The sequence below is a fragment of the Caecibacter sp. AF58-12pH5A genome, from assembly GCF_027681725.1.
In the GTDB taxonomy this organism is placed as follows: domain Bacteria; phylum Bacillota; class Negativicutes; order Veillonellales; family Megasphaeraceae; genus Megasphaera; species Megasphaera hominis.
This window is the reverse complement of the sequence record NZ_JAQDBC010000012.1, coordinates 1-22,505: the sequence shown is the minus strand read 5'-3', so window position 1 is coordinate 22,505 and position 22,505 is coordinate 1. Positions and strand designations below refer to the sequence as shown.

Here is a 22,505-nt window from a genome sequence, read left to right as displayed (position 1 = left end):
AGATCCGTATGATCAAAAAATGGGATATTATCCTCATTGTGACACTGCTCATCTTATCCTTCCTGCCCGAAGGAATTTTCCTGGCTACCGGCAGTGGTACAGAAAAAAATACAACCTACGCCGTCGTGCAGGTTGATGGCAAAGAATATAAAACCATTCCCCTGACGGGACACTATGGTACAGATACCTTTACGGTCCAAACGCCGCAAGGCTACAACACCATCGTCGTCAAAGACCAGGAAATCGGTATTGTCGACGCCGATTGTCCTGACCAGATTTGTGTCCACGAAGGCTTCTTGTCTAAGCCCGGCCAGACCAGCGTCTGCCTGCCCCATAAAGTTATGATTGAAGTCCGTTCCGATGATGCCGATCCGGACATCATCCGGGCCCGCTAGAGGTACCCTCTATGAATAAAACCTTTCGTCTCATCGTCCTGGGCCTCTTTGTCGCCCAATCCTTAGTCCTTTATATTGTTGAAGGCATGCTGCCCGTCCCCTTTATTGCCCCTGGGGCCAAGCTAGGCCTGGCCAACCTGATTACGGTCATCGCCCTGTATTCCTTGCCGCACAAACGGGATGTCTTTCTCATCCTGCTCCTGCGCGTCGTCCTTTCTACAGCCTTCGGCGGTGGTATTAACGCTTTCTTCTACAGTGCTGCCGGCGCCGCTTTCAGCCTGTCCAGTATGATCATCCTGCAAAAGACAGGAAAATTCAGCCTCATCGGCGTTTCTACGGCCGGGGGTATTTTCCACAATTTAGGCCAGGTTCTCGTAGCCAGTGCCGTCGTGCAGAATATCAAGATACTCCTCTACCTGCCAGTACTTACCGTAGCCGGCACAGGTACAGGTATACTCATTGGCCTGACAGCCTATTTTACATTGAAGCATTTACAAAAGTTACCGCTTTATCAGCGCTTGCAAGAAGCATAAAAAAGACGCCTGACGGCGTCTTTTTTATGCTCATTTCGTAATATGGACGGATTCAATGATGTCATCAATGGCACTTACATTTTCTGACTCGACGTCACAGGCCACGAGGATAATCCACGTAGCGCCGTTATGGGAAAAGCCGAGCAGCTTGGCCTTCATCCGTTTGTCACCGGCTGTAAAGGTAAAGGTTTGCAGCACGGCATGTTCCCCGGAAACGCTCGTCGTTTCCGATTTGACAGAAATATTTTCTGCGTCAATCTTATTTAAAATAGCCGTAGCCGCATTTTCTATATTCTGGCTCAGGCGGTAACTGATATCCTGTCCGTTATCAAGGCCCAGGTCACTATACATTTGATTGGCATCGATAGTCGACGTATAAATGCCGATATTGAGGCCCTGATTGATTTCCCCATAAAAGCGCTGGCCTTTCAGATAGCGCTGCGTCAGCGGATCGAGGGCTACAGGAAGAGGCAGTTCATGGGCTTTTCTCGGCAATGCGATCGTAATCTGTGAATCGATACCATCAATACGTTTTTCTGATAAGTTCACGGTCTTGCCACAACCAGCGAGAACAAAGCATACGAGCAGGCCCAGCACCAGGGCTGGCCAAAATCGTCGGATAGCAAGCATAGGCACGCTCCTTTACGTACTATTTAAACGGTAATATACCGGCATGTACGAGAAAATAAAAGGCCGGATATAAAATAAAGACGTAGACGACAGTCGTCGTAATAAAGGCTGACATGGCCAGATTTACATTCAGATCGTACAGGCGGACGGCAAAAAGGGAGTTAATCGCCGTGGGCATAGACATGAGAACTAGCAAGGAACCGATCAGTACGGGATCCGAAAAGACAAACGTGCTCAGTACATATATGATTGCCGGCGTAATCAGCATCTTTATGGGAACCAGGTCCAGCGTCTGCTTATAATACTGCTTGAAAGAAGAAAATTCAATCATAAAGCCAATGGGAATCAGGCCCGACCAGGCAGCAATATGAATGAGCGCATCCAGAACCGGTGTCAGAACCGCCGGCCGGGGTACGCCGGAAGCGTAGAGACAAGCCCCGATGACCATACCGACAGCGGGCAGCTGGTTCCAGTTAATAAAAATATGGCGCCAGTTCATTTGTGACAGGCCGCCGACGGCACAGCTTTCATCACTGTATTTATAATAGGCTCCCAACGGGAAGGCAAAGCAAAAGGTAATAATATTCTGAAAGACTACGACGAGCTGCGAATAGGCAAAGGCCCGTTCGCCGTACATAATATAGCCGCATAAGCCGCCTAAGGTCCCTAAATTCGTCAGCATGGCAGCTAAAATATAACTGCCCCTGTCAGCCGGACGGGCAAACCGTTTCTGTAAATGAAACAAATAAATAATGCCAATCGGAATAACCGCATTCAGGACCATCGAAACTGGCAGGAAGATCAATTCTGTCCGCAACGGCAAGGCCCAGAAGGTCAGTATCGTAAGCAGCGTCGCAATGACAGTAATGTTGATACGGATCAGCAAATTGCATTGTTTTTCCGTAAGAAAATGCTTTTGCTTGCACACATACCCTACGGCCAAAGGCAACACAACATCAATAAAAATGAGAAGTAAACGCAAACCAACTGCACTCAAGGAATTCCCTTCTTTCCATCAAATAGTATACTCACCGTCTTGCTTTTTGAAACGCTTCAGCAAGGGAAAAGGTCAGTGGTTCTGATGGGGTTGTTACCTTAATAATAGCTTCCATTACCTTGCGGAACTCATCTTTCTTCTTAGAGAGTGTATAGAGTTTTGCCGTATTCCGGGCATCCCAAAGGGCGTCGTGCATTTGGCCGTCAAAGGTCTCTCCTGTCGCCGTAACTGCCTTATCGAGGGAAATGACATTATCCAGGCCCAGGAGGTTACAATAAATCTGCTGAAAATTTTGCCAATGATCCAGCATCCAGGCAACAGCGTCTATTTTCGTATTTACTTTTTTCAGGCGCAGTTCATTATTGAGCTGGCGCCAATCATTTTCGCTCCACGCATACATTTCGTATTCGTTTTCTTCCGGCTCATTGCACCAGGCCAGAAAACGCCGGAATACGGGGACGAAGGTATCCGCTTGCTGCAGCATAGCCATGGAAATGCCTGTCAATTCCTGGCAGGTAGCGTCCATTTCCGTCGCATACTTAGGGCGGACGTATTCTTTAAAGCTACTGATTTCCTGGTCATTTTCATCTAGTTTGACAGCGCCGATTTCTATAATTTCACCAGGACAAATTTTACGCAGCTGCCGATGTTCCTTATCAATGGGATTCATTTCAAAATCCACAAAAACCGCTTTCATGAGAGTCATCCTATCTTCTAAAATTTGAAGTTTACAGGTATGATTATATCACACTGCCTCCATTTCGGCTATTGTCACGCAGGGGCGCCTAGTAAAAAAAGGAAAGCTCTTGCGAGCTTTCCTTTTTTTGAAGCCTGTAACGACTTAATATTCTTCAGCCATTCTCTTATAGAATTTATATCTCCGCATGGCAGCAGCTTCTGCATCCGTAAAGAGCTGATCTGCTACTTCAGGGAAGGTACGCGTCAGGGCAGCATAGCGTGTTTCACCCATAAGGAATTCACGATATTTGCCATTCGGTTCTTTGGAATCGAGGCTGAACGGGTTCTTGCCTTCTGCTTCCAATGCCGGGTTGTAGCGATAGAGAGGCCAGTAGCCACATTCGACAGCGTTCTTTTCTTCGATCTGGGCTGTGCTCATGCCTTTAACCAGGCCGTGGTTGATGCACGGGCTGTAAGCCAGGACGATGGACGGGCCATCATAGGCTTCGGCTTCTTTCATGGCCTTCAGCATCTGTGCCGGGTTAGCGCCCATGGAAACGGAAGCAACATAGATGTGACCATAGCCGATCATGATGCGGCCCAGGTCTTTCTTATTCGTCCGGCGGCCGGCTGCTGCGAACTGTGCCACAGCACCCTTCGGCGTAGCCTTCGAGGACTGACCGCCTGTATTAGCATACACTTCGTTATCGATAACGAGAACGTTGAAGTTTTCTGTCGTAGCCATGACGTGATCGAGACCGCCATAACCGATATCATATGCCCAGCCATCGCCGCCGACGATCCAAACGGTCTTCTTGGCAATGTGTTCTTTATGAGCTACGAGATACTTCACTTCTTCACCAGCCTGGCCGGCGAGCTGTGCTTTTTCCAGTTCAGCAATCAGGTTAGCGCTGATCTGTTTCGTCGTTTCGCCTTCGTTATGGCAGCCATAGGAATCGAGCCATGCTTTGACAGCTTCCTTCAATGTGCCTTCATCGATCAGGCCTGCCAATGTTTCCAGGTGGTTCTTAATATCTTCGCGCTGCTGATGCAGAGACAGGTAGAGACCAAAGCCGAATTCGCCATTATCTTCAAAGAGGGAGTTCGTCCAGGCTGTACCATGACCATTGGCATCCTTCGACCAAGGTACGCACGGCAGAGCGGCTGCCCAAGCCTGCATACAACCAGCCGGTGTAGCAATGAACATACGGTCGCCGAAGAGCTGTGTGAGCATCTTGACGTACGATGTTTCACCGCAGCCTGCGCAAGCGCCGGAGAATTCGAGATACGGTTTATTAAACTGGCTGCCTTTAACGCTGAACTTATCGAGACCGGTGTCTTTGAAGCTCAAAGTCTGTGCATAATCCCAGTTAGCAGCTTCTTTACGCTGTGTATCGAGCGGTTCATAGTCAAGAGCCTGTACCGGGCAGGTCTTGATGCAGGTGCCGCAGCTATAGCAGTCGAGCGGGGAAACCTGAATGCGGAACTGATAGTTTTCCAGGCCTTTGCCGACGGCTTTCTTCGTTACAAAGCCTTCCGGAACAGCTTTTACTTCGGCTTCATCTAAGAGGTACGGACGGATAGCAGCATGAGGACATACCATGGAGCACTGGTTACACTGTACGCACTTCGTTACATTCCAGACAGGAACGTTGACAGCAATACCACGTTTTTCATAGGCTGCACTGCCAATCGGATAGTCGCCATTTGCATAGGGCAGGAATTCGCTGACCGGCAGATCGTCGCCTTTCTGGAGGTTCGAAGGAACGCAGATCTTCTTGACGAAATCAGGCAGGTCTTTGCCCGTATCGGCTACAGCTTCATCCTTGGCATCTGCCCAGGCAGCCGGAACCTTGACTTCAACAACACCGGATACACCGCGTTCTACGGCTTCGCAGTTCATGTTGACGATCTTTTCACCCTTAGCCGAATAGGTCTTGACGATGGCATCTTTCATGTACTTCACGGCATCATCAATAGGAATGATGTTTGCAAGCTTGAAGAAGGCTGCCTGCAGGACCGTATTGGTACGATTGCCCAAGCCGATTTCCATAGCAATCTTCGTGGCATCGATAATGTAGAAGGAAATATGTTTCTGCGCAATCTGGCGTTTGACGCTGGCTTTCAGGTGTTTATCCAGGTCATCTACGCTCCAGCTGCAGTTGAGGAGGAAGATACCACCATCTTTAATTTCGCCGACAATATCGTAATCCTGAATATAGGCTTCTTTGTGGCAGGCAACGAAATCAGCCGATTTTACATAATAGGTAGACCGGATAGGTACGTTACCAAAACGCAGATGCGATTTTGTTACGCCACCGGATTTCTTCGTATCGTATTCAAAATAAGCCTGTACGTACTGGTCCGTGTTATCGCCGATGATCTTGATGGAGTTCTTGTTGGCGCCAACCGTACCGTCAGAGCCAAAGCCCCAGAACTTGCAGCTGACGATGCCTTCGGTCTTGAAGTCCATCGGTACGAGAGGAATGGACAGGTTCGTAACGTCATCTTCGATACCAACTGTGAAGTGTTCCTTCGGCGTATCGCTCATGAGGTGTACGAATACAGATTTAATATGGGACGGCGGAACGTCCTTAGAGGACAAGCCATAGCGGCCGGCAATGATCATCGCCGTGCGGTCGGAATTCTGGAAGGCTGTGCAGACATCTTCATAAAGCGGTTCGCCAATAGCACCCGGTTCTTTCGTGCGGTCGAGAACAGCAATGCGTTTTACCGTCTTCGGCAAGGACGCAAAGAAGTGTTTCAGCGAGAACGGACGATAGAGGTGTACCTGGAGATAGCCGACTTTAGCGCCTTCGGCCGTCATGACATCGATGCATTCCTGAATAGCGCCGGTAACAGAGCCCATGGCGATGATGACGTATTCGGCATCAGGAGCGCCATAATAGTTAAACAGCTTGTACGAACGGCCCGTATATTCGCTGATCTTGTCCATGTAATCCTGAACGATATCCGGAAGTTTATCATAGTACGAGTTAACAGCTTCACGGTTCTGGAAGAAGATATCCGGGTTGTTAACGCCGCCGCGTAAGGACGGACGGTCCGGATTGAGGCCTTCATGTTTAAATTTGTAGAGAGCATCACGATCGAGGAGTTTGCCTAATTCTTCATGCGGCATGACTTCGACTTTTTGAATTTCGTGGGATGTACGGAAACCATCAAAGAAATGAAGCATTGGCAGGCTGGCTTTAATTGCCGACAAATGAGCTACGCCGGCCAAATCCATGACTTCCTGCACACTGCCGCTGCAGAGCATGCCCCAGCCGGTATTACGACAGCCCATGACGTCAGAATGGTCACCAAAAATGGAAAGGGCGTGAGAGCCTACAGAACGGGCAGCTACGTGAAGGACAGCCGGTTTGCACGTAGCAGCAATACGGTGCATAACAGGGATCATCAGCATGAGGCCCTGGGAAGCCGTATAGGACGTGCCCAAGGAACCAGCTTCGACAACGCCGTGCAACGCGCCAATAGCGCCTGCTTCAGCCTGCATTTCCATAACCCGGACAGGCTGGCCAAAGAGGTTTTTCATACCGTGAGAAGCCCAAACATCAACGTGTTCCGGCATAGGAGAAGACGGGGTAATTGGGAAAATTGTTGCAACTTCTGTAAGCGCATACGATACGTATGCAGCTGCTTCGTTGCCATCCATAGTTTTCATCAATTTTTTGCTCACTTTTAAACATCTCCTTAAAAATAAGTTGGGATAATATGAGAGTGATTTAATTTTATAAACTACATAACAAAAAAATAACTAGAGCTTAATTTAAACGTTTAATCTCTCTATCTTCATTATAGCAAGGTTATTTTTTTTTGCAATTCAATTGCGTAAATAGTAATCTTCATTATACTCTATTGCGATATATGCATACAAGAATTCTATCTAAATCACTCCTTTTCGGTATACTTTATAGGTTCACCATATGGTATTTAAAAACATTATGAAATGTGCATGTAGAAAATTCTGTTTCGCCAGCCCTTCCCCTGTAAAAATAATAAAACAAATAGTATAATATGGTTTATGTGAAGTATAGTTCATTATTTTTCTGTATCATTGTGAGGTACTATGGTAAAACCTATACAGATTTTCTCTGCCCTCCTCTGTTTCTGTCTTTTTCTCGGCGGCTGCGGCCCTGCGTCCCAGCCGGCAGATGCAGAAAAAGCCGCCCCGGCAGCGGCAGCAGCACCGGCCGCACCGCCAGCCATTAATGCCGACTCGGAAATGCTCTTTCAGCAGGGCCTAGAAGAATATAATCAGTTTCATTACGATCAGGCCATTGCCTTGTATGATAAAGCACTGGCTGCCGATAGCAAAAATTACAAGGCCCTTTCCGGTAAGGGCATCGCCTTGGCCATGCAGGGTAACGGCAGTAATGACGACGAAGTCAAACAAGGCATTGCCTGTGTCCGCCAGGCGCTGCAGGTGGCGCCGGATTACGTACCTGCCTATTACGACCTGGCGTTAGCCCTCAAGATTAATAAGCAATATGACGAATCCATCGCCTGGTTCCAAAAAGTCATTGCCAAGGAACCGGATAATACGTGGAGCTATTACGGAATTGCCACGATTTACGGTGACCAGGGAAAAGCCAAGGAAGCCGTTTCCTATCTGAAGAAAGCCGTAGCTTTAGACCCTGAAAATGTACGCCAGGCCGCACAAAACCAATCACACTTTGATAAAATCCGTACAGATCCGGAATTTAAAAAATTAATCAGCCAATAAGGAGACAGTAACATGGACAGATCTGATATGATGCACGTCATGTATGACAAAAAGGGACCGGCTGTAGCCAAAAACTTCGAAAAGCGAGGCTTCGCTGCGTGGTACTGTCCCACTGTGGAAGAGGCGCTGAAGCTGGCCCTTTCCCTGATCCCGCCGGAACATGTCGTCTCTTGGGGCGGCTCCAGCTCTATCAACGACATAGGCCTGCGGCCTTACGTATTGGAACACTACCAGGTGATCGACCGGGATACGGCGAAAACACCGGCAAAACGGGCTGAAATTATGCACCAGGCCCTTCTCTGCGACACCTTCATCATGGGCACCAACGCCGCCGTGGAAACAGGGGAACTGCTCAATATCGATGGCAACGGCAACCGCGTAGCAGCCCTTGCCTACGGGCCGAAGCAGGTGCTGGTTATTGTCGGCATGAACAAGCTGGAACCGACGCTGGAAACGGCCTTTGCCCGGGCCCGCTCTACGGCGTCAGCCATTAATATCAACCGCTTTGCCGGTTCCCAGACACCCTGCTACGTCACCGGCATATGTGGCGACTGTAAGAGCCAGAGTACAGTGTGCCGCCAGATCCTGCGCACACGGGCCTGCAATCCTGCCGGCCGCATTAAAGTCATTTTAGTAGGTGAAAATATCGGTTTTTAACGGTATTCTATAATACCGTATATTATAAAAGGAGGAATGACCAATGGATCGTTCTGATATGATGCATGTGATGTATGACAAAAAAGGCCCGGCTGTGGTCAAGAATTTTGAAAAGCGCAATTTTGAAGCCTACTACTGTCCCACAGTGGAAGAAGCACTGGAAAAGGCTATTTCCTTAATTCCTGCGACGGATGTCGTATCCTGGAGCGGTTCCGTCTCGATTGCCGAAATCGGCTTGCAGGATTATGTAAAAAAACACAATCCCGTCATCGACCGGGATACAGCCAAAACGCCAGCTGAACGCGTTGAAATTATGCGCCAGGGCCTGACCTGTGACACCTTCATTATGAGCACCAATGCCGCCACAGAAGATGGCCAGTTATTCAACATTGACGGCAACGGCAACCGCCTGGCAGCCCTCATGTTCGGTCCACGCCAGGTCATCATCATCGCCGGTATGAATAAGGTAGAACCGACCCTCGAGGCAGCCATTGCCCGGGCCCGTTCTACAGCCGCTCCCATCAATGCCCAACGCTTTGACATGCAGACGCCGTGCAAGGTAAACGGCATGTGCGCTGACTGCCTGAGCCCGCAGAGCATTTGCAACCAATTCGTCCGCACGCGCCGCAACAGCGGCCCCAAAGGCCGGATCAAGATTATCCTCGTCGGGGAAAACCTCGGATTCTAAGGCTTGCCTGTATATAAAAAGAAGGACTGTGAACGCGTAAGCGTTTCGCAGTCCTTCTTTTTATATACCGATCAATAGGCTTCTTCTGCTATTTCACAGAGGATATGGCCGATCATAATATGCATTTCCTGAATCCGTGCCGTAACCTGCGCCGGTACAGCCAGGCAAATATCACACAGCTCTGCCATCTTGCCACCGCCGGCGCCGGTAAGGCCGATTACTTTCAGGCCCTTGCGCTTGGCCAGTTCTATAGCAGCGACGACGTTTTTGCTGTTCCCTGACGTAGAAATGCCGATGAGAATATCACCAGCCTGGCCCAGGCCTTCTACTTGACGGCTGAATACCGTATCGTAGCCATAATCGTTGGCTACCGCTGTCAGTACCGACGTATCTACTGTAAGCGCAATAGCCGGCAAGCTGCACCGTTCCTTTTGAAAACGGCCGACAATTTCGGCTGCCAAATGCTGGGAATCAGCAGCACTGCCGCCGTTGCCACAAAAGAGCAGTTTATGACCCTGAGCCAGGGCATCCCGTACGAGGGCACCCGCTTTTTCAATATCCGGAATCAGGCTTTCTGTCGCAGCCAGCACGGCTGCATGGTCTGCCATACGTTCTTTCACTATGCTCATCACTAAATCAGCCTCACTTTTTTTCAGCATTTTCGACAATAAAGCGCACATCCCCCGTATCAGGACGGATGACGGCGCCATGAAAGCGCACCGTGTCAGGCAAGTAGGGATTCTTTTGCAGCTGCCGTACGGTTACCCGGACGCTTTCTTCGCTATCACAGACAGGATCGGCCCAGGCCATGAGCCGCGGTTCCAGCTCTTCAATGACGGCGGCCGGAATACCTGCTGCAGCCATTTTTTCACACAAGCTGGCTGACGTCGTATGCAGCATGCCACAATCGTCATGTCCTATGACGAGAATGTCCTCTACGTGCAGTTCATATACAGCCACCATGAGGCTGCCAATGACACTGTCAAAGCCACGGCCTGCCGTATTGCCTGCTACTTTAATGATATTGGCATCGCCCCGTTTGAGGCCCAGAGCCGGTTCCAGCAAATACAGGAGCCGCGCATCCATGCAGGCTAATACAGCCAGCTTGCGGGCCGGATATTTACTGAGCTCCGTAATCCCGCTTGCTGCGTGGTCGGTAACAAAGGTATGGTTTGCTTCCTTTATGTATGACACTAAATCTGACACGATGTTCGCCTCCTTCAGAGAATACTTACTGTGAAATACCGGACAATAAGCGTTTTGCCTGAATATATGCGTCTATGCTGTCAGCCACCTTGCGTCCTTCGCGCATAGCCAAGACGACGGTCTGCGGTTTGTGCACGATGTCGCCGGCAGCAAAAACACCGGCCATGCTGGTCATGCTGTACGGTCTTTCTGCCGTCACGATATACCCGTCCCGGTCCATATCGATACCAAAGTGACGGATGACAGACGTTTCCGGCTTATTGCCAATAGCGGCTATGATTTTATCAGCCTGTACAGTGCCAAATTTCCCTGTCGGTACCATCGTAGCATCTTCAAGGACTTCCTGTTCTTCATACTGCAGGCCTTCTACATGGTCAGTCCCGACAACGGCCCGCGGTGCCGCATAGAACCGGAAGGTAACACCATCTTCCTTGGCTTCTTCATATTCCGACGGCAGGCATTTCATATTTTTCGGGCCCCGGCGGTAGACAACCTGTACGTCTGCCTGTAAACGCAGCGCCGTACGGGCCGCATCAATGGCAACATTGCCGGCACCGACAACGACGACGCGGTCACCAGCCTGAACCGGCAGATCCTGCAGCGCAAATTCACCTAACTGCACCTGTTCTACCTGGCGCAGGAACTGGGCTGCATCGATGACACCGTCGAGCCGGTCATTTTCAATATCGAGCTTCCAGCATTCCATGGTCCCTACGGCAATAAATACGGCTTCATAGCCTTCCTGGAACAGGAGTGCAAGATCTTCCTTTTCACCCAGTTTTTTGCCGTACTGGAAGGATACGCCCATACGTTCTAACGCTGCTACTTCACGCAGAATGAGTTCTTTATGCAAACGGAACGTAGGGATACCATAGGTCATCGTACCACCGGGCTGGGAGGCCGCTTCAAAAACCGTCACGTCGTAATCCTTCTGGGCCAGCGTGCGGGCTGCCGCCAGGCCGGCAGGGCCGCTGCCGATGACAGCAATACGGCCATTGCTCTTTTTGCTTGCCTTTTGGGGTAAAAGACCTGCATCCATGGCTGCATCGGCTACAAAGCGTTCCAACTTGCCAATTTGTACAGGCTGTCCCTTTTTATTCAGGATACAGGTGCCTTCACACTGCGCTTCCCGCGGACAGATACGGCCGCACAAGGCCGGCAAATCACTACGATGATATATATGTGCAGCGGCTGCGCCAAGATTGCCCGTCGTAAGCTCATGAATAAACTGAGGAATTTCATTTTCTATGGGACAACCCTTACGGCATTGTGGTACACGGCAATTGAGACACCGTCGTGCTTCTGTAACAGCTTCTGAGAAGGTTAAATCCGTATCCCGAATAGGTTCATCATGAAAAAAAGCTAATGGCTTATCTGTTTCTGGCATGCAAAGCGACCGCCCTTCCTTATGGAGTATCTATACAATAAAATATGAGGTACAATAAAAAAAATGGTGCGCCCAAGATGACTCGAACATCCGACACGCAGTTTAGGAAACTGCTGCTCTATCCAGCTGAGCTATGGGCGCACAGCAGTACACCAAAAAGGTGTACGTTCTCATACTACCATAAAAGATGCTAAATGTAAATCATTCTTTCCGCCTCTTCTCGCGGCCGTTGTCACCACTCCGGTCATGCCGTATAATGTACATAATTCACAAAAAAAGAAGGTATCCTATGCTTAATTTATCACGACTTGCAACAGAACAACGCAATGACCGTACCACACACATCGATCATGTATCTACCCTGGAAATGGTACGCATGATGAATGAAGAGGACAGTCATGTCGCCATAGCCGTCCAACAGATTCTCCCGGACATCGCCCGGGCTATCGACGTGATTACAGCACGTCTCAAAAAGGGAGGACGTCTGTTCTACATGGGTTCCGGCACGTCCGGCCGTCTGGGTGTCCTCGATGCAGCCGAATGCCCGCCTACCTTTTCTACTGCTCCGGAATTGGTACAGGGGCTGATTGCCGGCGGCCAGGCAGCCATGTTTACCGCCCAGGAAGGAGCTGAAGATTCAGAATATCTGGGTCAGCGCGACCTGGAAAACAAACGCCTCGCTGCCTGCGATGTCGTCGTCGCGCTCAGTGCCTCAGGCCGTACGCCCTACGCCATTGGCGGCCTCCACTACGCCCGCAGTGTCGGTGCTGCCACCATTGCCCTCGATTGCTCGCCCCACTCCCATCTGGGCAGCTGTGCCGACATAGACCTTTGTGTCCTGCCGGGGCCGGAAATCATAACGGGTTCGACGCGCCTCAAGGCCGGCACGGCCCAAAAAATGATTTTAAATATGTTATCTACAGGCACGATGATCCGCTTAGGCAAGGTATACGGTAACCTCATGGTCGACGTAAAAGCGTCTAACCAGAAGCTGGAAGACCGGGCCTGCCGCATCGTCATGGCAGCAACAGGCTGCACGGAAAACGTTGCCCTTACAGCCCTCAAAGCCAGCCAGGGACAGGCAAAAACGGCCATTGTCATGGTGCTTCTCGAAGTACCGGCAGCGGCAGCTGCTTCGCTGTTAGCCAAGGCCGGCGGTTACATCGACAAGGTTCTGCCGCCGGACGGAAAGGACGGCGCCCATGGATTATAAAGAACTGGCCCGGCAGATTTATGAAATTACCGGTCCTGCTGACAATATTACGCAGGCCTATCACTGTATGACCCGCCTGCGCCTGCAGGTAGTGGACGAACATTTCACCAAGGCCGACCTGGGCCGCCTGCGTGGCGTCATGGGCATCAATAAGGCCGGCGATGAATGGCAAATCGTCCTCGGTCCGGGTAAGGCCGCCCAGGTGACGCAGGAATTTCTTGCCCTTTTGGAGGCAGAACGCAAAAAAGGTCCTGCTGCGACCGTATCGGACCTGGCTGCGCAGGCCAGCGTCGGCGATGGCCTGGCCCTGCATGAGGCAATCCGCCAGAAAAATGCCACGCCGGCCAAAAATGCCTTAAAAAAGATTGCCCAGATCTTCGTCCCCATCATTCCCGCCTTTATTGCCTGTGGTCTCATTACGGGCCTCCTCAACGTGTTCTTAAAGGCCGCTCCGGAGCTGGCCGCGTGGCCGGTAATTCAAGTTTTGGCCGTAGCCGGCAACGCCGCTTTCTGGGGCCTCAACATCTTTGTCGGCATCAATGCAGCTCGCGTCTTTGGCGGTGCTCCCATGCTGGGCGGTGTCATGGCGGCTATCCTATCCCACCCGGCTTTAGCCAATATTACGCTCTTCCACGAGCCCCTCGTCCCCGGCCGGGGCGGCATTATTGCCGTCATCCTCGTCGTCCTTTTCTCGTCGTGGCTGGAAAAGAAGCTGCACCGGCTCATTCCCGACACGTTCGATCTCTTTCTCACTCCGTTTCTCGTCGTCGTTATTTCCACGGCTGTCGCCCTCTGTATTTGTCAGCCCGTCGGCGGCTTCCTCTCTGAAGGCATTGGCTACGCGGCAACCGAATCCATTGGCCGCGGCGGTGCCCTGACAGGCTTTATCCTGGGCGGTACCTTCCTGCCCATGGTCATGCTGGGTATCCATCAGGGACTGACGCCGATTCACGCCGAGCTTCTCTCGCGCTACGGCGTGACCATTCTCCTGCCCGTCCTGGCCATGGCCGGTGGCGGCCAGGTAGGAGCTGCTGCGGCCGTATATCTAAAGACCAAAAACAAGGCTCTGCGGCGCACCATTGCTTCAGCCCTGCCCATTGGCCTCATGGGTGTCGGCGAACCTCTCATTTACGGCGTTACCCTGCCCTTGGGCAAGCCCTTTATCGGCGCCTGTATCGGTGGTGCCTGTGGCGGTGCCGTCCAGGCTGCCTATATGGTCGGTGCGTCGGCGCTAGGTATTTCAGGACTGCCCCTGGCAGCCAGTACGGATCATATTGCCGTTTACCTGTGTGGCCTGTGCGTTGCCTATCTGACAGGGTTTATTGCGACGTGGTTTATTGGCTTTGACGATCCAAAGGAGGATGCACTCCTATGAAAACAGGTATTTCCCTCTATCCCGGCCTGGACCGGACGGCCGCCGAAAACAAAGCGCTCCTCGTAAAAGCCGCAGAGCTCGGTATAGACCGTGTCTTTACGTCCTTGCATATTCCGGAAAGCAATACGGTTGTCCTGCAGGAGGAAATGGCCGGCCTCCTGCAGACGGCACGGCACTATGGCCTCGATGTCATTGCCGACATTTCTCCAGCCGCGGCACGTCTTCTTGAACTGCCCGCCCTGACCCCCAAGGCCTTGCTGGATTTGGGCATTACGACGGTCCGTTTCGACTACGGGTTCGACGTGCGTAAGATTGCCTTCTTCAGCCACTTTATGGGCGTACAGCTAAACGCCTCTACCCTGCGGCCGTCAGATCTCGCCGCCTTGCGTGCCGCCGGCGCCGATTTTCACCAGCTCGACAGCCTGCACAATTTTTATCCCCGGCCTCACACAGGTCTGGGAGAAGACTACGTACAACGGCAAAACCAATGGCTGCAGGGAGAAAAAATCCGGACGGGACTCTTTATCCCCAGCCAAAGCGGCCGCCGGGCACCCTTTCACGCCGGCCTGCCGACGCTGGAAAAACATCGCGCCATGACAGTAGAACAAGCGGCCCGTCACGCCATCGCCTTGGGCACAGACTCACTCTTCATCGGTGACGATGGCCCTTCCCTGGCAGAGCTTGCTGCTTTGGCCGCCAGCGGCCGCGAAGAAAAGGGCTGTATCGTCTTGCGGGCCCGCCTGATAAGCCGCGATCCCTTCGTCCAGGATCTCCTCAGTACCCCCCTTACATCCCGTCTCGATCCGGCTGCTGACGCCATCCGCGCACAGGAAAGCCGGTCCTTGTCCAAGGGCCATGCCATCAGGCCTGATGAAACGGCCGGTATCGCCATTACCTGCGGCGATGTAACGGTCGATAACGATGGCTATGGCCGCTACAAAGGCGAAGTGCAGATCAGTCTTACTGACCAGGACGGTGATGGGCGCACGAATAAAGCCGCCGTCATTCTAGAGGAAGACCGTTTTCTCTTGTCATATATCCGGCCGGGCAGTAAATTCCGCCTGGTCCTCCGCGACTAAGGCAGGCCGCCGCTGCCGGCTGCTTTGATTCTTGTGTTTCCTTGGCTGCACACGTATACTATACGTATATAACGTATACATTTCGAAGGGAGTGACCCTAATGAACACAAAAGTAGTTGTCCTTAATGCCGGCAAAGTAAACTATGACGGCCGCATCGATTTTTCCATTCTCTCAGAGGACACGGTCATTTATGAAGACAGTACCTTAGCTGACGTCCTGCCCCGCATCGCAGGCGCTGCTGCTATCGTAACGAAGGAAATGGTCTTACCGGCCGATTTGGTACGCCAATTTCCGGAATCGGTCCGCCTCATCGTCGAAGCCGGCACAGGCTATAACAATATACCGCTCGACGCAGCCAAGGAAAAAGGCATTACGGTCTGCAACATTCCGGCCTATAGCACACAGCGTGTCGCTCATACGGCAATTATGCTGCTCCTGGCCTTATCGTCGACACTGCAGGTACAGCTGGCCATGCTGCAGCGCGGTGATCGTACAAATTTCACAAAATGCCTGCAGGTGCCGCATTACGAAGTAAACGGCAAGACCCTGGGCGTCATCGGTGCCGGCCATATCGGCAAGGAAGTCATGAAGGTAGCCCGGGCTCTGGATATGGAAATTCTCGTCTATACGCGTACACCACGGCAAAACGAAGACCATATTACCTACACAGATTTGGAAACCGTCCTGCGCCAGAGTGATTACGTCACGCTGCATTGCCCGTTAAACGATCAGACCCGTCACATGATCAACAAAGAGCGGCTGGCACTCATGAAGCCGACAGCGTTCCTCATCAATACGTCCCGCGGGGCCCTCATCGATGAAGCGGCCCTGATTGATGCCTTACAGCACCGCCGTATTGCCGGCGCCGGCCTGGATGTACAGGAAACGGAACCGCCAGCCGGCACGAATCCGCTCTATACGCTGGACAACGTCATCCTGACACCGCACATGGGCTGGAAAGGCCAGGAAACACGGCAGCGTCTCTTAGGAATCATTCACGACGATATCCGTTCTTTCTTTGCCGGCACACCTATCAATGTCGTCAGCCAATAACCTCATACGCAGCCGTTACCAGGCCCTGGACCTCTTCCGGGGCCTTATTTTTTTCTCTTCCGCCCTTATAACAGATCATTTATAGCCCGGATTATGGTATAATAAGCATATATTGTTTAGTAAAGGGGGAGGATAGTATGCTCATTACACGTACGAAAAAAGCGGCGCTGGCAGCCCTGGCAGCCCTGGGATTTGCCTTTGCGCCAGTACCTGCGACCATGCCCGTCCAGGCTATTGATCTGAGCACCATTGGTACCATCGCGTCAGCCGGTGCCTACTACGTCCAGTTGAACAAGCAGCTTAGCTATTTGGATAACGAAGGCCGTGACGCCTATATGGACCAGGTCAAGGAAAAATACGGCGTCAATTCGGATCCTGCAGCCAATGCCATGACGGCCCGGGTCATGAACCGCCTTTCTGCCGCCATCGCCAAGAGCGATCCATCGATCCTGAAAAAGCCCTACAATTATTTTGTCAATAACGATACGAGCTTTAACGCGTTCTGCACGATCGGCCATAATATGAGTGTCAATATCGGCCTCTTTGCACCGCTCAACTACAATGAAAATGAAGTGGCCTTTGTCCTGGCCCACGAAATGGGACACGGCCAAAAGAATCATGCCATTAGCGGCGTCAAGAAACGCATGCCTCTCGACCTCTTAGCCTCTATTTACGGCTCCGGCGGTGGCGCAGCCCAGCTCGGCTCGGCGATTTTGAACCAGATCGGTACGGCCAACCTGATCACTAAGCCCATGGAAAAAGAAGCCGATGCGCTGGCTTTCAACTATGCCGTTCAGGCCGGCTACAACATCGGTGGCGGTGCAGCCCTGTGGCAGCGTTTCCTCGATCAGGGCAGCAATGTCAAAACGAGCGGCGTCATGGAGCTCTTTAACGATCATCCGACGACGGTCAGCCGCCGCGATACGTACAGCGAAGACATTACCAAATGGAGCAACAAGGTCGTCGCCGTCAATACGGACACGGGCATGATCACCCTCCACGGCAAGGATTTCTATCAGCCTAAGGACATTTCCTCCATGAGCGGTAAGGAACAGGCCTACCTTATTGCCGGGAACCTCGCTGCCGTCTACCATAACAACAAGAAATCGAGTGCCAACAGCGTTTACGTCAACAGCAGCAACATTCTCTGCATCGGCCAGCAGCCTATTATGGACCTGGCACCTGTAGCCAATCCTTCTGCCGTGACAACTAACCTGAAAAAACTATTATAGCCGTATTCCTGCCGTCGGCAGAGCAGCCCCGTGTCGCTCTGCCGGCGCTTTTCTTGTTCACACAGTTTCTGCCTATGACACAGGGAAAGAAAAAATTTTGCCTAAACTGGCCGGTTCCGGAACTTCACGTTTATTACATTACATGATAGAATAATTGCATAGGAGGAACTATCATTATGAATCAAGAAATGAAATTAGCTGTGCTCATCGACGCCGAAAACATTTCGACAAAATACGTAGATGTCATTTTGTCCGAAGCCAACAATCTGGGTGATGTCATATACAAACGCATTTATGGAAACTGGACGACCCCGCAGATGGCCTCGTGGAAAACGACGATTTTGAACAATGCCATCCAGCCGATTCAGCAATACAGCAATACGACAGGAAAAAATTCCACCGATTCTGCCTTGATTATTGACGCCATGGATCTCTTGTACAAAAATACGCTGGACGGGTTCTGTATTGTTTCTTCCGACAGTGATTTTACCCGTTTGGCCTCCCGCCTCAGGGAATCGCAGAAATATGTATTAGGCATGGGAGAAAGCAAGACGCCCCGGTCTTTCATATCAGCCTGCAACAAGTTTCTGTATTTGGACGTATTATTGGAAGAAGCCGAAAACGAAGCAGAAAATACGGAACCGGAAGTAAGCGAAGCCAAGCCGGCCACTGCCGGCGAAACCGTTGTCCCCAGCCCGGCCATTGAAGAACCGGTCAAATCAGAAAAAACGTCAGGAAAAAATTTCCGCACGATCCGCCAGGCCTTGATCAAACTGACCGAAGAAAACTCCGACGATAATGGCTGGATTTTCTCGGGCACCTTAGGAAATCTGCTGACCAAACAGTTTTCTGATTTTGACGTCCGTAACTTCGGTTACAAAAAATTCGTTCCTTTTATTGAGTCTCTGGATATTTTTGAAGTAAATACCATTACAGACGACAAAAATAAAACGGTAAAGCATAATTATTTCAAACTAAAACCGGTGCACCGCCATCATCATGCGCCGTCGTTACGTCCCCGCAAGCGGACAAATAAACCTTGAGCACCCGGTTGCCGTAGTCGCCGGAACCGTGGGAAAGGATCTTCATTATGAACGAAGAAACCAAGACCCAGGCAGCACTGCAATCCATTATTGAGCGTCGTAATAATTCGGCCATTGCCATTACTGCCGACCTGGCCAACGAAAATCACAACAGCATTTGCCGCATTGCCCTGGCCTGGATCGGCCAAACGCAAGCCCAAAGTGTTTCCTATCTGGTAAAACCACCGACAGAGGACTTCAGCAAGAGCCGCAAGGTGACAGCTGCCATGGTGACAGACAGTCCGCCCTTTGCGACGGTATGGGACCAAAATATTCTGCCCTTGTTAAAAGGCGACGTCCTCGCCTTTTATGACTCGGAAGCCATGCTGGAAATTCTCAAGAGCAGTTATGAAACGTCAGGAGGTTCTTTTTTCCTGCCGGAAATGTATATCCGCGATCTACATTTTTTGGCCCTGACGTACTTGCCCAACTTAGGCAACGTTTCCTTTCTTTCTATCGTTCACCGCCTGCGTTTATCGGCCGACCTGGACAACGCTGCCAGCCGGGCCGTCGCCTGTACGTGTGCCTTAGACCGCTTGCAGCAGCTTTATCCGGCCAGCGGCTACGGCGTTCCCCTTTCTATGGTTCTCGCCGGAGCCTTACGCTTATCGGTCCCCAGAGAGCCGGAGAAACCGGATTCCGATGAGGACGAGGCAGAACCCCTGACCTTAGGTGCCAGACTGGCCAATGCCAGCCGCATCAGCCTGATCCCCATTCTCTGTATTACCCTCTGCCTCTTTGCCTATTACGGCTACCGTCATGCACAGGCCCAGAAAAACCATGTCGATTTTTCTTCCTACTCTACGACGGAAACCTTACAGAAGGAAAAGAAACCACTGCCTAATTTCAAGATAGGTGCAGCAGGGTACGTATGTCGTACTCGATGATAAAGACATCAGCCTGTTTATTGCCGCCGCCAAAGACCGCGACGCCAATAAGATCCAAACCATGATCCAGAACCACCGGGTCATACTGTTTTCCCAGGTCACCCATATTGAGGTAACGGGCAGTACCCGGGGAAACGGCTTTGTCCCCATTAAAATCATTGAAGGCGTCTACACGGGAAAAACTGGCTTTATTGCCTTCAGTATGATTGATAAACCAAATCAATAGAAAAGCGCTTAACCAGGCCCTGCAGGCTCTATGCCCAGGTGACCGGTCAAGCGCTTTTTTTACTTTTTCGTCAAATCTGCATGGAATACTTCTTGTCCCAACGTTTCCAGCCAATACGTCACCAGGCGCCGGTATTCGGCCTGATTAGGCTGCTGAATAGCCGCCAGGACATATTTCATGAAGGAGCCGGCCCAAGCGTAGCTGAAGCGTTCAAATTTCCCTTCACCGGCGTGAGGCGTCACCTTTTGGAGAAGTGGCAAGTAGAGCTCCTGCGTCATCGTGAGGAGCTTTTCCGTCACAGCGTACACATAGCCTTGGCCTTTCTTCTCTTCTTCCATGAAGACCAGGGCCAGGTCTGCAGCGTTGCCGTCGTCTTTGGCGTAATCGATATGGTACATTTCCAGCGGCAGCTGCTTTTGCTGATCCGGTTTCAACAGCTGGTAGGCGCTGTATTTGATAATTTCATACATACGGTCGTCAAAGCCACTTTCCAGCTCCAGGATTTTTTCCCGCCATTCACCCCAGGTCAGGGCCGAACGGCAGCGATAGGCAGAAAAATCGGCTTCGCCGAGATACCGGTATACGTCGCCCAGGCTGACAGCGGTCTTCGGATCGGGCACGTGCCAAACCATAAAGTGACGTTCCCTGTCGATATAGAGGCACGTCGTTTCTACATGAATTTGGGCTCCGCACTGAGGACAGGTATAAAAAAATAAATTTTCATCGTGCAGCAGCCGCTGCCGCAACTCCGGTGTTCTTGTACCGTCGATACAATTCCACGTCGCAAATGAGCCTTGTCCGGCACAGGCAGGACAGGTCAGCTGCAACGTAACAGGGTCGGTACCACTGCGTTGTTCTGTCATGATATATCTCCTTCACGTCTCGTATATTTCCATTATCTTAGCGGCCGTTTCTTCGAGCGCAACGATGCTCGCAGGACGTGCCTTATAGGCTTGCAGGACCTGCCGTACGGATACCAGGCGGTCTGCCTGCCGGTCCGGACTATTGTCACCTGCCGGGCGCAGGACTGTCAAGGCCAGGAGGACTTCTTTCCAGATCGTTTCCGGTCCCGCTGCCTGTATATCACTTACCTTTTGCAGCCAAAAATACACAGCTGCCTTCGTGTAGGCACGGAGAGTCTTTGCCGTTTCACAAACCAAATCGATCCGCTGCAGGGCTGCGCCGGCTCCTACCAGGACGGGAATGGCAATAGCCGCTGCCCGGTTAGGCGGGATGCGTTTGTCTTCGATGCCGATAGGCGAAAAAGCTACGTACTGCATCTGTTTAGCCGTTGCCAAGGCCAGACAAGAGCGATAGCACGATAAGAGGAGTGCCTCTTCCTGATACGCACCACCGCGCCAGTACGGTGGTACCGTATGAATGACGTACCGTGCCGGCAGGTCATAGCCATAGGTCAAAACGGCTTTTCCCTCCTGGCAGCCGCCTAAGCTGCTACAGGCAGAACGGAAGGAAAGGCCCCCGGCTTGATGAATACGCGTATCCAACGCACTGTCACCGAGCAGGCTTTCGCTGGCAGAATTTACAATAGCATCGCATTTCCAGGTTGTTATATCGCCGCAGACTACACGTAATTCCATAGTATCACACTTCCTTTTGCAGAACAAACTTTTAGAAATATTATATCACAAAACAGTACCTGTCCTGCATAGTATCTAAAAAGTAAGTACTTTACAGAATAGTTCGTAAACGGTATGATAAACCTATTATCCCTAAGGAGGTAAGGTAATGAAAGTAGTAGCATTTAATGGTAGTCCCCACGAAAAAGGAAATACCTATGAAGCCCTGCATACGGTAACAACAGAACTGGAAGCAGCCGGCATTGAAACAGAAATCATTACAGTAGGCAATAAAGTGATCCGCGGCTGTATGGCCTGTAATGGCTGTGCCCGCAATCGGGATGAACGCTGCGTCATGCACGATGACCCCGTCAACGAATGGATTCAAAAGATCAAGGAGGCCGACGGCATTCTGTTAGGTTCGCCTACCCACTTCTCGGCCATTGGCGGCACTATGAAATCGTTCCTGGACCGGGCCTTCTACGTAGCCTCCTCCAATAACGGCCTCTTCCGCCATAAAGTCGGCGCCAGTGTCGTAGCCGACCGTCGTGCCGGTGGTATTCCCGTCTTTGACCAGCTCAACAATTTCCTCACCTACTCGGAAATGATCATTCCTACATCGAACTACTGGAATGTCGCTTATGGCACCAAAGCCGGCGAAGTAACGCTTGACGGTGAAGGCATGCAGATCATGCAGGTTCTCGGACAAAACATGGCCTGGCTCCTCAAAGTATTGGCTGCAGGCAAGCCCTTCGTAGAAGAAAAGGGTCCCGCCAAAAAAGTATTCACCAATTTCATCCGCTAATACAAAAAGGGGATGTGACAAAATGAGAAATCATTTTGTCCACATCCTCTTTTTATTTGC

The 22,505-nt window shown here is 51.2% G+C and carries 23 protein-coding genes and 1 tRNA gene; 14 read left to right on the top strand and 10 right to left on the bottom strand.

Translation table 11 applies throughout. The annotated features are described in order from the left end of the window. The first annotated feature begins 8 nt into the window (after positions 1-8). Entirely contained in the window at positions 9-395 is a 387-nt protein-coding gene (locus tag PGX44_RS07050) for a NusG domain II-containing protein (protein WP_498854807.1), read from the top strand. A gap of 11 nt (positions 396-406) precedes the next feature. Continuing rightward, entirely contained in the window at positions 407-928 is a 522-nt protein-coding gene (locus tag PGX44_RS07045; RefSeq protein ID WP_498854806.1) for a Gx transporter family protein, read from the top strand. A 30-nt stretch (positions 929-958) separates the two neighbouring features. On the opposite strand, the gene PGX44_RS07040 is transcribed toward PGX44_RS07045, so the two are convergent. The 4 genes from PGX44_RS07040 to nifJ all read right to left on the bottom strand — a co-directional run bounded on the left by PGX44_RS07040 (position 959) and on the right by nifJ (position 6,930). Further along, positions 959-1,558 carry a hypothetical protein gene (locus PGX44_RS07040; protein WP_498854805.1) on the bottom strand — a complete coding sequence of 200 codons (600 nt, stop codon included), beginning with the start codon at positions 1,556-1,558 and terminating at the stop codon, positions 959-961. Positions 1,559-1,577: 19 nt separating this feature from the next. Further along, on the bottom strand, positions 1,578-2,540 hold the full coding sequence (locus PGX44_RS07035) for an AEC family transporter (protein WP_498854804.1): 963 nt from the start codon (positions 2,538-2,540) through the stop codon (positions 1,578-1,580). A gap of 46 nt (positions 2,541-2,586) precedes the next feature. Continuing rightward, positions 2,587-3,252: a 3'-5' exonuclease gene (locus PGX44_RS07030; protein WP_498854803.1), complete on the bottom strand. Its 666-nt coding sequence runs from the start codon at positions 3,250-3,252 to the stop codon at positions 2,587-2,589. A gap of 144 nt (positions 3,253-3,396) precedes the next feature. After that, positions 3,397-6,930 carry a pyruvate:ferredoxin (flavodoxin) oxidoreductase gene (nifJ, locus tag PGX44_RS07025; RefSeq protein WP_498854802.1) on the bottom strand — a complete coding sequence of 1,178 codons (3,534 nt, stop codon included), beginning with the start codon at positions 6,928-6,930 and terminating at the stop codon, positions 3,397-3,399. Between the two features lie 390 nt (positions 6,931-7,320). Between nifJ and PGX44_RS07020 the strand changes: the two genes are divergently transcribed. Genes PGX44_RS07020 through PGX44_RS07010 form a run of 3 tightly spaced genes read left to right on the top strand, consistent with a single transcriptional unit; the run spans position 7,321 to position 9,322 of the window. Continuing rightward, on the top strand, positions 7,321-7,977 hold the full coding sequence (locus tag PGX44_RS07020; RefSeq protein ID WP_498854801.1) for a tetratricopeptide repeat protein: 657 nt from the start codon (positions 7,321-7,323) through the stop codon (positions 7,975-7,977). 12 nt (positions 7,978-7,989) lie between these two features. Next, the gene (locus PGX44_RS07015) at positions 7,990-8,634 is read left to right on the top strand and encodes a lactate utilization protein (protein ID WP_498854800.1); all 645 of its coding nucleotides are present in this window, start codon (positions 7,990-7,992) and stop codon (positions 8,632-8,634) included. Between the two features lie 43 nt (positions 8,635-8,677). Beyond that, positions 8,678-9,322, top strand: coding sequence for a lactate utilization protein (locus tag PGX44_RS07010; protein WP_498854799.1), 645 nt, complete (start codon positions 8,678-8,680; stop codon positions 9,320-9,322). A gap of 71 nt (positions 9,323-9,393) precedes the next feature. Here the strand turns inward: PGX44_RS07010 and gmhA are convergent, their stop codons facing one another. From gmhA to PGX44_RS06990, 4 genes are all read right to left on the bottom strand, one after another. Continuing rightward, entirely contained in the window at positions 9,394-9,951 is a 558-nt protein-coding gene (gmhA, locus tag PGX44_RS07005; RefSeq protein WP_186503847.1) for a D-sedoheptulose 7-phosphate isomerase, read from the bottom strand. 13 nt (positions 9,952-9,964) lie between these two features. After that, on the bottom strand, positions 9,965-10,528 hold the full coding sequence (locus PGX44_RS07000) for a beta-class carbonic anhydrase (RefSeq protein WP_289001615.1): 564 nt from the start codon (positions 10,526-10,528) through the stop codon (positions 9,965-9,967). A gap of 25 nt (positions 10,529-10,553) precedes the next feature. Beyond that, positions 10,554-11,915, bottom strand: a complete 1,362-nt coding sequence (locus PGX44_RS06995; protein ID WP_498854798.1) for an FAD-dependent oxidoreductase — start codon at positions 11,913-11,915, stop codon at positions 10,554-10,556. 64 nt (positions 11,916-11,979) lie between these two features. Further along, a tRNA-Arg gene (locus PGX44_RS06990) sits at positions 11,980-12,056 on the bottom strand. A 148-nt stretch (positions 12,057-12,204) separates the two neighbouring features. Here PGX44_RS06990 and murQ point away from each other — a divergent pair. The 8 genes from murQ (at position 12,205) to PGX44_RS06950 (ending at position 20,063) form a co-directional block, all read left to right on the top strand. Next, positions 12,205-13,128 carry an N-acetylmuramic acid 6-phosphate etherase gene (gene murQ, locus PGX44_RS06985; protein WP_498854797.1) on the top strand — a complete coding sequence of 308 codons (924 nt, stop codon included), beginning with the start codon at positions 12,205-12,207 and terminating at the stop codon, positions 13,126-13,128. Continuing rightward, positions 13,118-14,503 (top strand): PTS transporter subunit EIIC, encoded by a 1,386-nt coding sequence (locus tag PGX44_RS06980; protein ID WP_498854796.1) that lies wholly within the window; start codon positions 13,118-13,120, stop codon positions 14,501-14,503. The genes murQ and PGX44_RS06980 overlap by 11 nt, the downstream gene beginning before the upstream one ends. Next, positions 14,500-15,582, top strand: a complete 1,083-nt coding sequence (locus tag PGX44_RS06975) for a MupG family TIM beta-alpha barrel fold protein (protein ID WP_498854795.1) — start codon at positions 14,500-14,502, stop codon at positions 15,580-15,582. Before PGX44_RS06980 ends, PGX44_RS06975 begins: the two co-directional genes overlap by 4 nt. A gap of 100 nt (positions 15,583-15,682) precedes the next feature. Beyond that, entirely contained in the window at positions 15,683-16,636 is a 954-nt protein-coding gene (locus tag PGX44_RS06970) for a 2-hydroxyacid dehydrogenase (RefSeq protein WP_498854794.1), read from the top strand. 137 nt (positions 16,637-16,773) lie between these two features. Then, positions 16,774-17,868 (top strand): M48 family metallopeptidase, encoded by a 1,095-nt coding sequence (locus PGX44_RS06965; RefSeq protein WP_498854793.1) that lies wholly within the window; start codon positions 16,774-16,776, stop codon positions 17,866-17,868. A gap of 176 nt (positions 17,869-18,044) precedes the next feature. Continuing rightward, complete coding sequence (locus PGX44_RS06960; RefSeq protein ID WP_498854792.1) at positions 18,045-18,911, top strand: NYN domain-containing protein; 867 nt, start codon at positions 18,045-18,047, stop codon at positions 18,909-18,911. Between the two features lie 47 nt (positions 18,912-18,958). After that, entirely contained in the window at positions 18,959-19,837 is an 879-nt protein-coding gene (locus PGX44_RS06955) for a 3'-5' exonuclease family protein (RefSeq protein WP_498854791.1), read from the top strand. Beyond that, the gene (locus PGX44_RS06950) at positions 19,806-20,063 is read left to right on the top strand and encodes a hypothetical protein (RefSeq protein ID WP_498854790.1); all 258 of its coding nucleotides are present in this window, start codon (positions 19,806-19,808) and stop codon (positions 20,061-20,063) included. Before PGX44_RS06955 ends, PGX44_RS06950 begins: the two co-directional genes overlap by 32 nt. A gap of 59 nt (positions 20,064-20,122) precedes the next feature. Here PGX44_RS06950 and PGX44_RS06945 read toward each other — a convergent pair whose 3' ends face one another. Together PGX44_RS06945 and PGX44_RS06940 are read right to left on the bottom strand one after the other, a co-directional pair. After that, a complete protein-coding gene (locus PGX44_RS06945; protein ID WP_498854789.1) occupies positions 20,123-20,926 on the bottom strand; it encodes a CpXC domain-containing protein in 804 nt (267 codons plus the stop codon). 12 nt (positions 20,927-20,938) lie between these two features. Further along, positions 20,939-21,661, bottom strand: coding sequence for a macro domain-containing protein (locus PGX44_RS06940; protein WP_498854788.1), 723 nt, complete (start codon positions 21,659-21,661; stop codon positions 20,939-20,941). A gap of 148 nt (positions 21,662-21,809) precedes the next feature. Between PGX44_RS06940 and PGX44_RS06935 the strand changes: the two genes are divergently transcribed. Then, positions 21,810-22,445 carry a flavodoxin family protein gene (locus tag PGX44_RS06935; protein WP_186503814.1) on the top strand — a complete coding sequence of 212 codons (636 nt, stop codon included), beginning with the start codon at positions 21,810-21,812 and terminating at the stop codon, positions 22,443-22,445. Positions 22,446-22,505 lie beyond the last annotated feature (60 nt).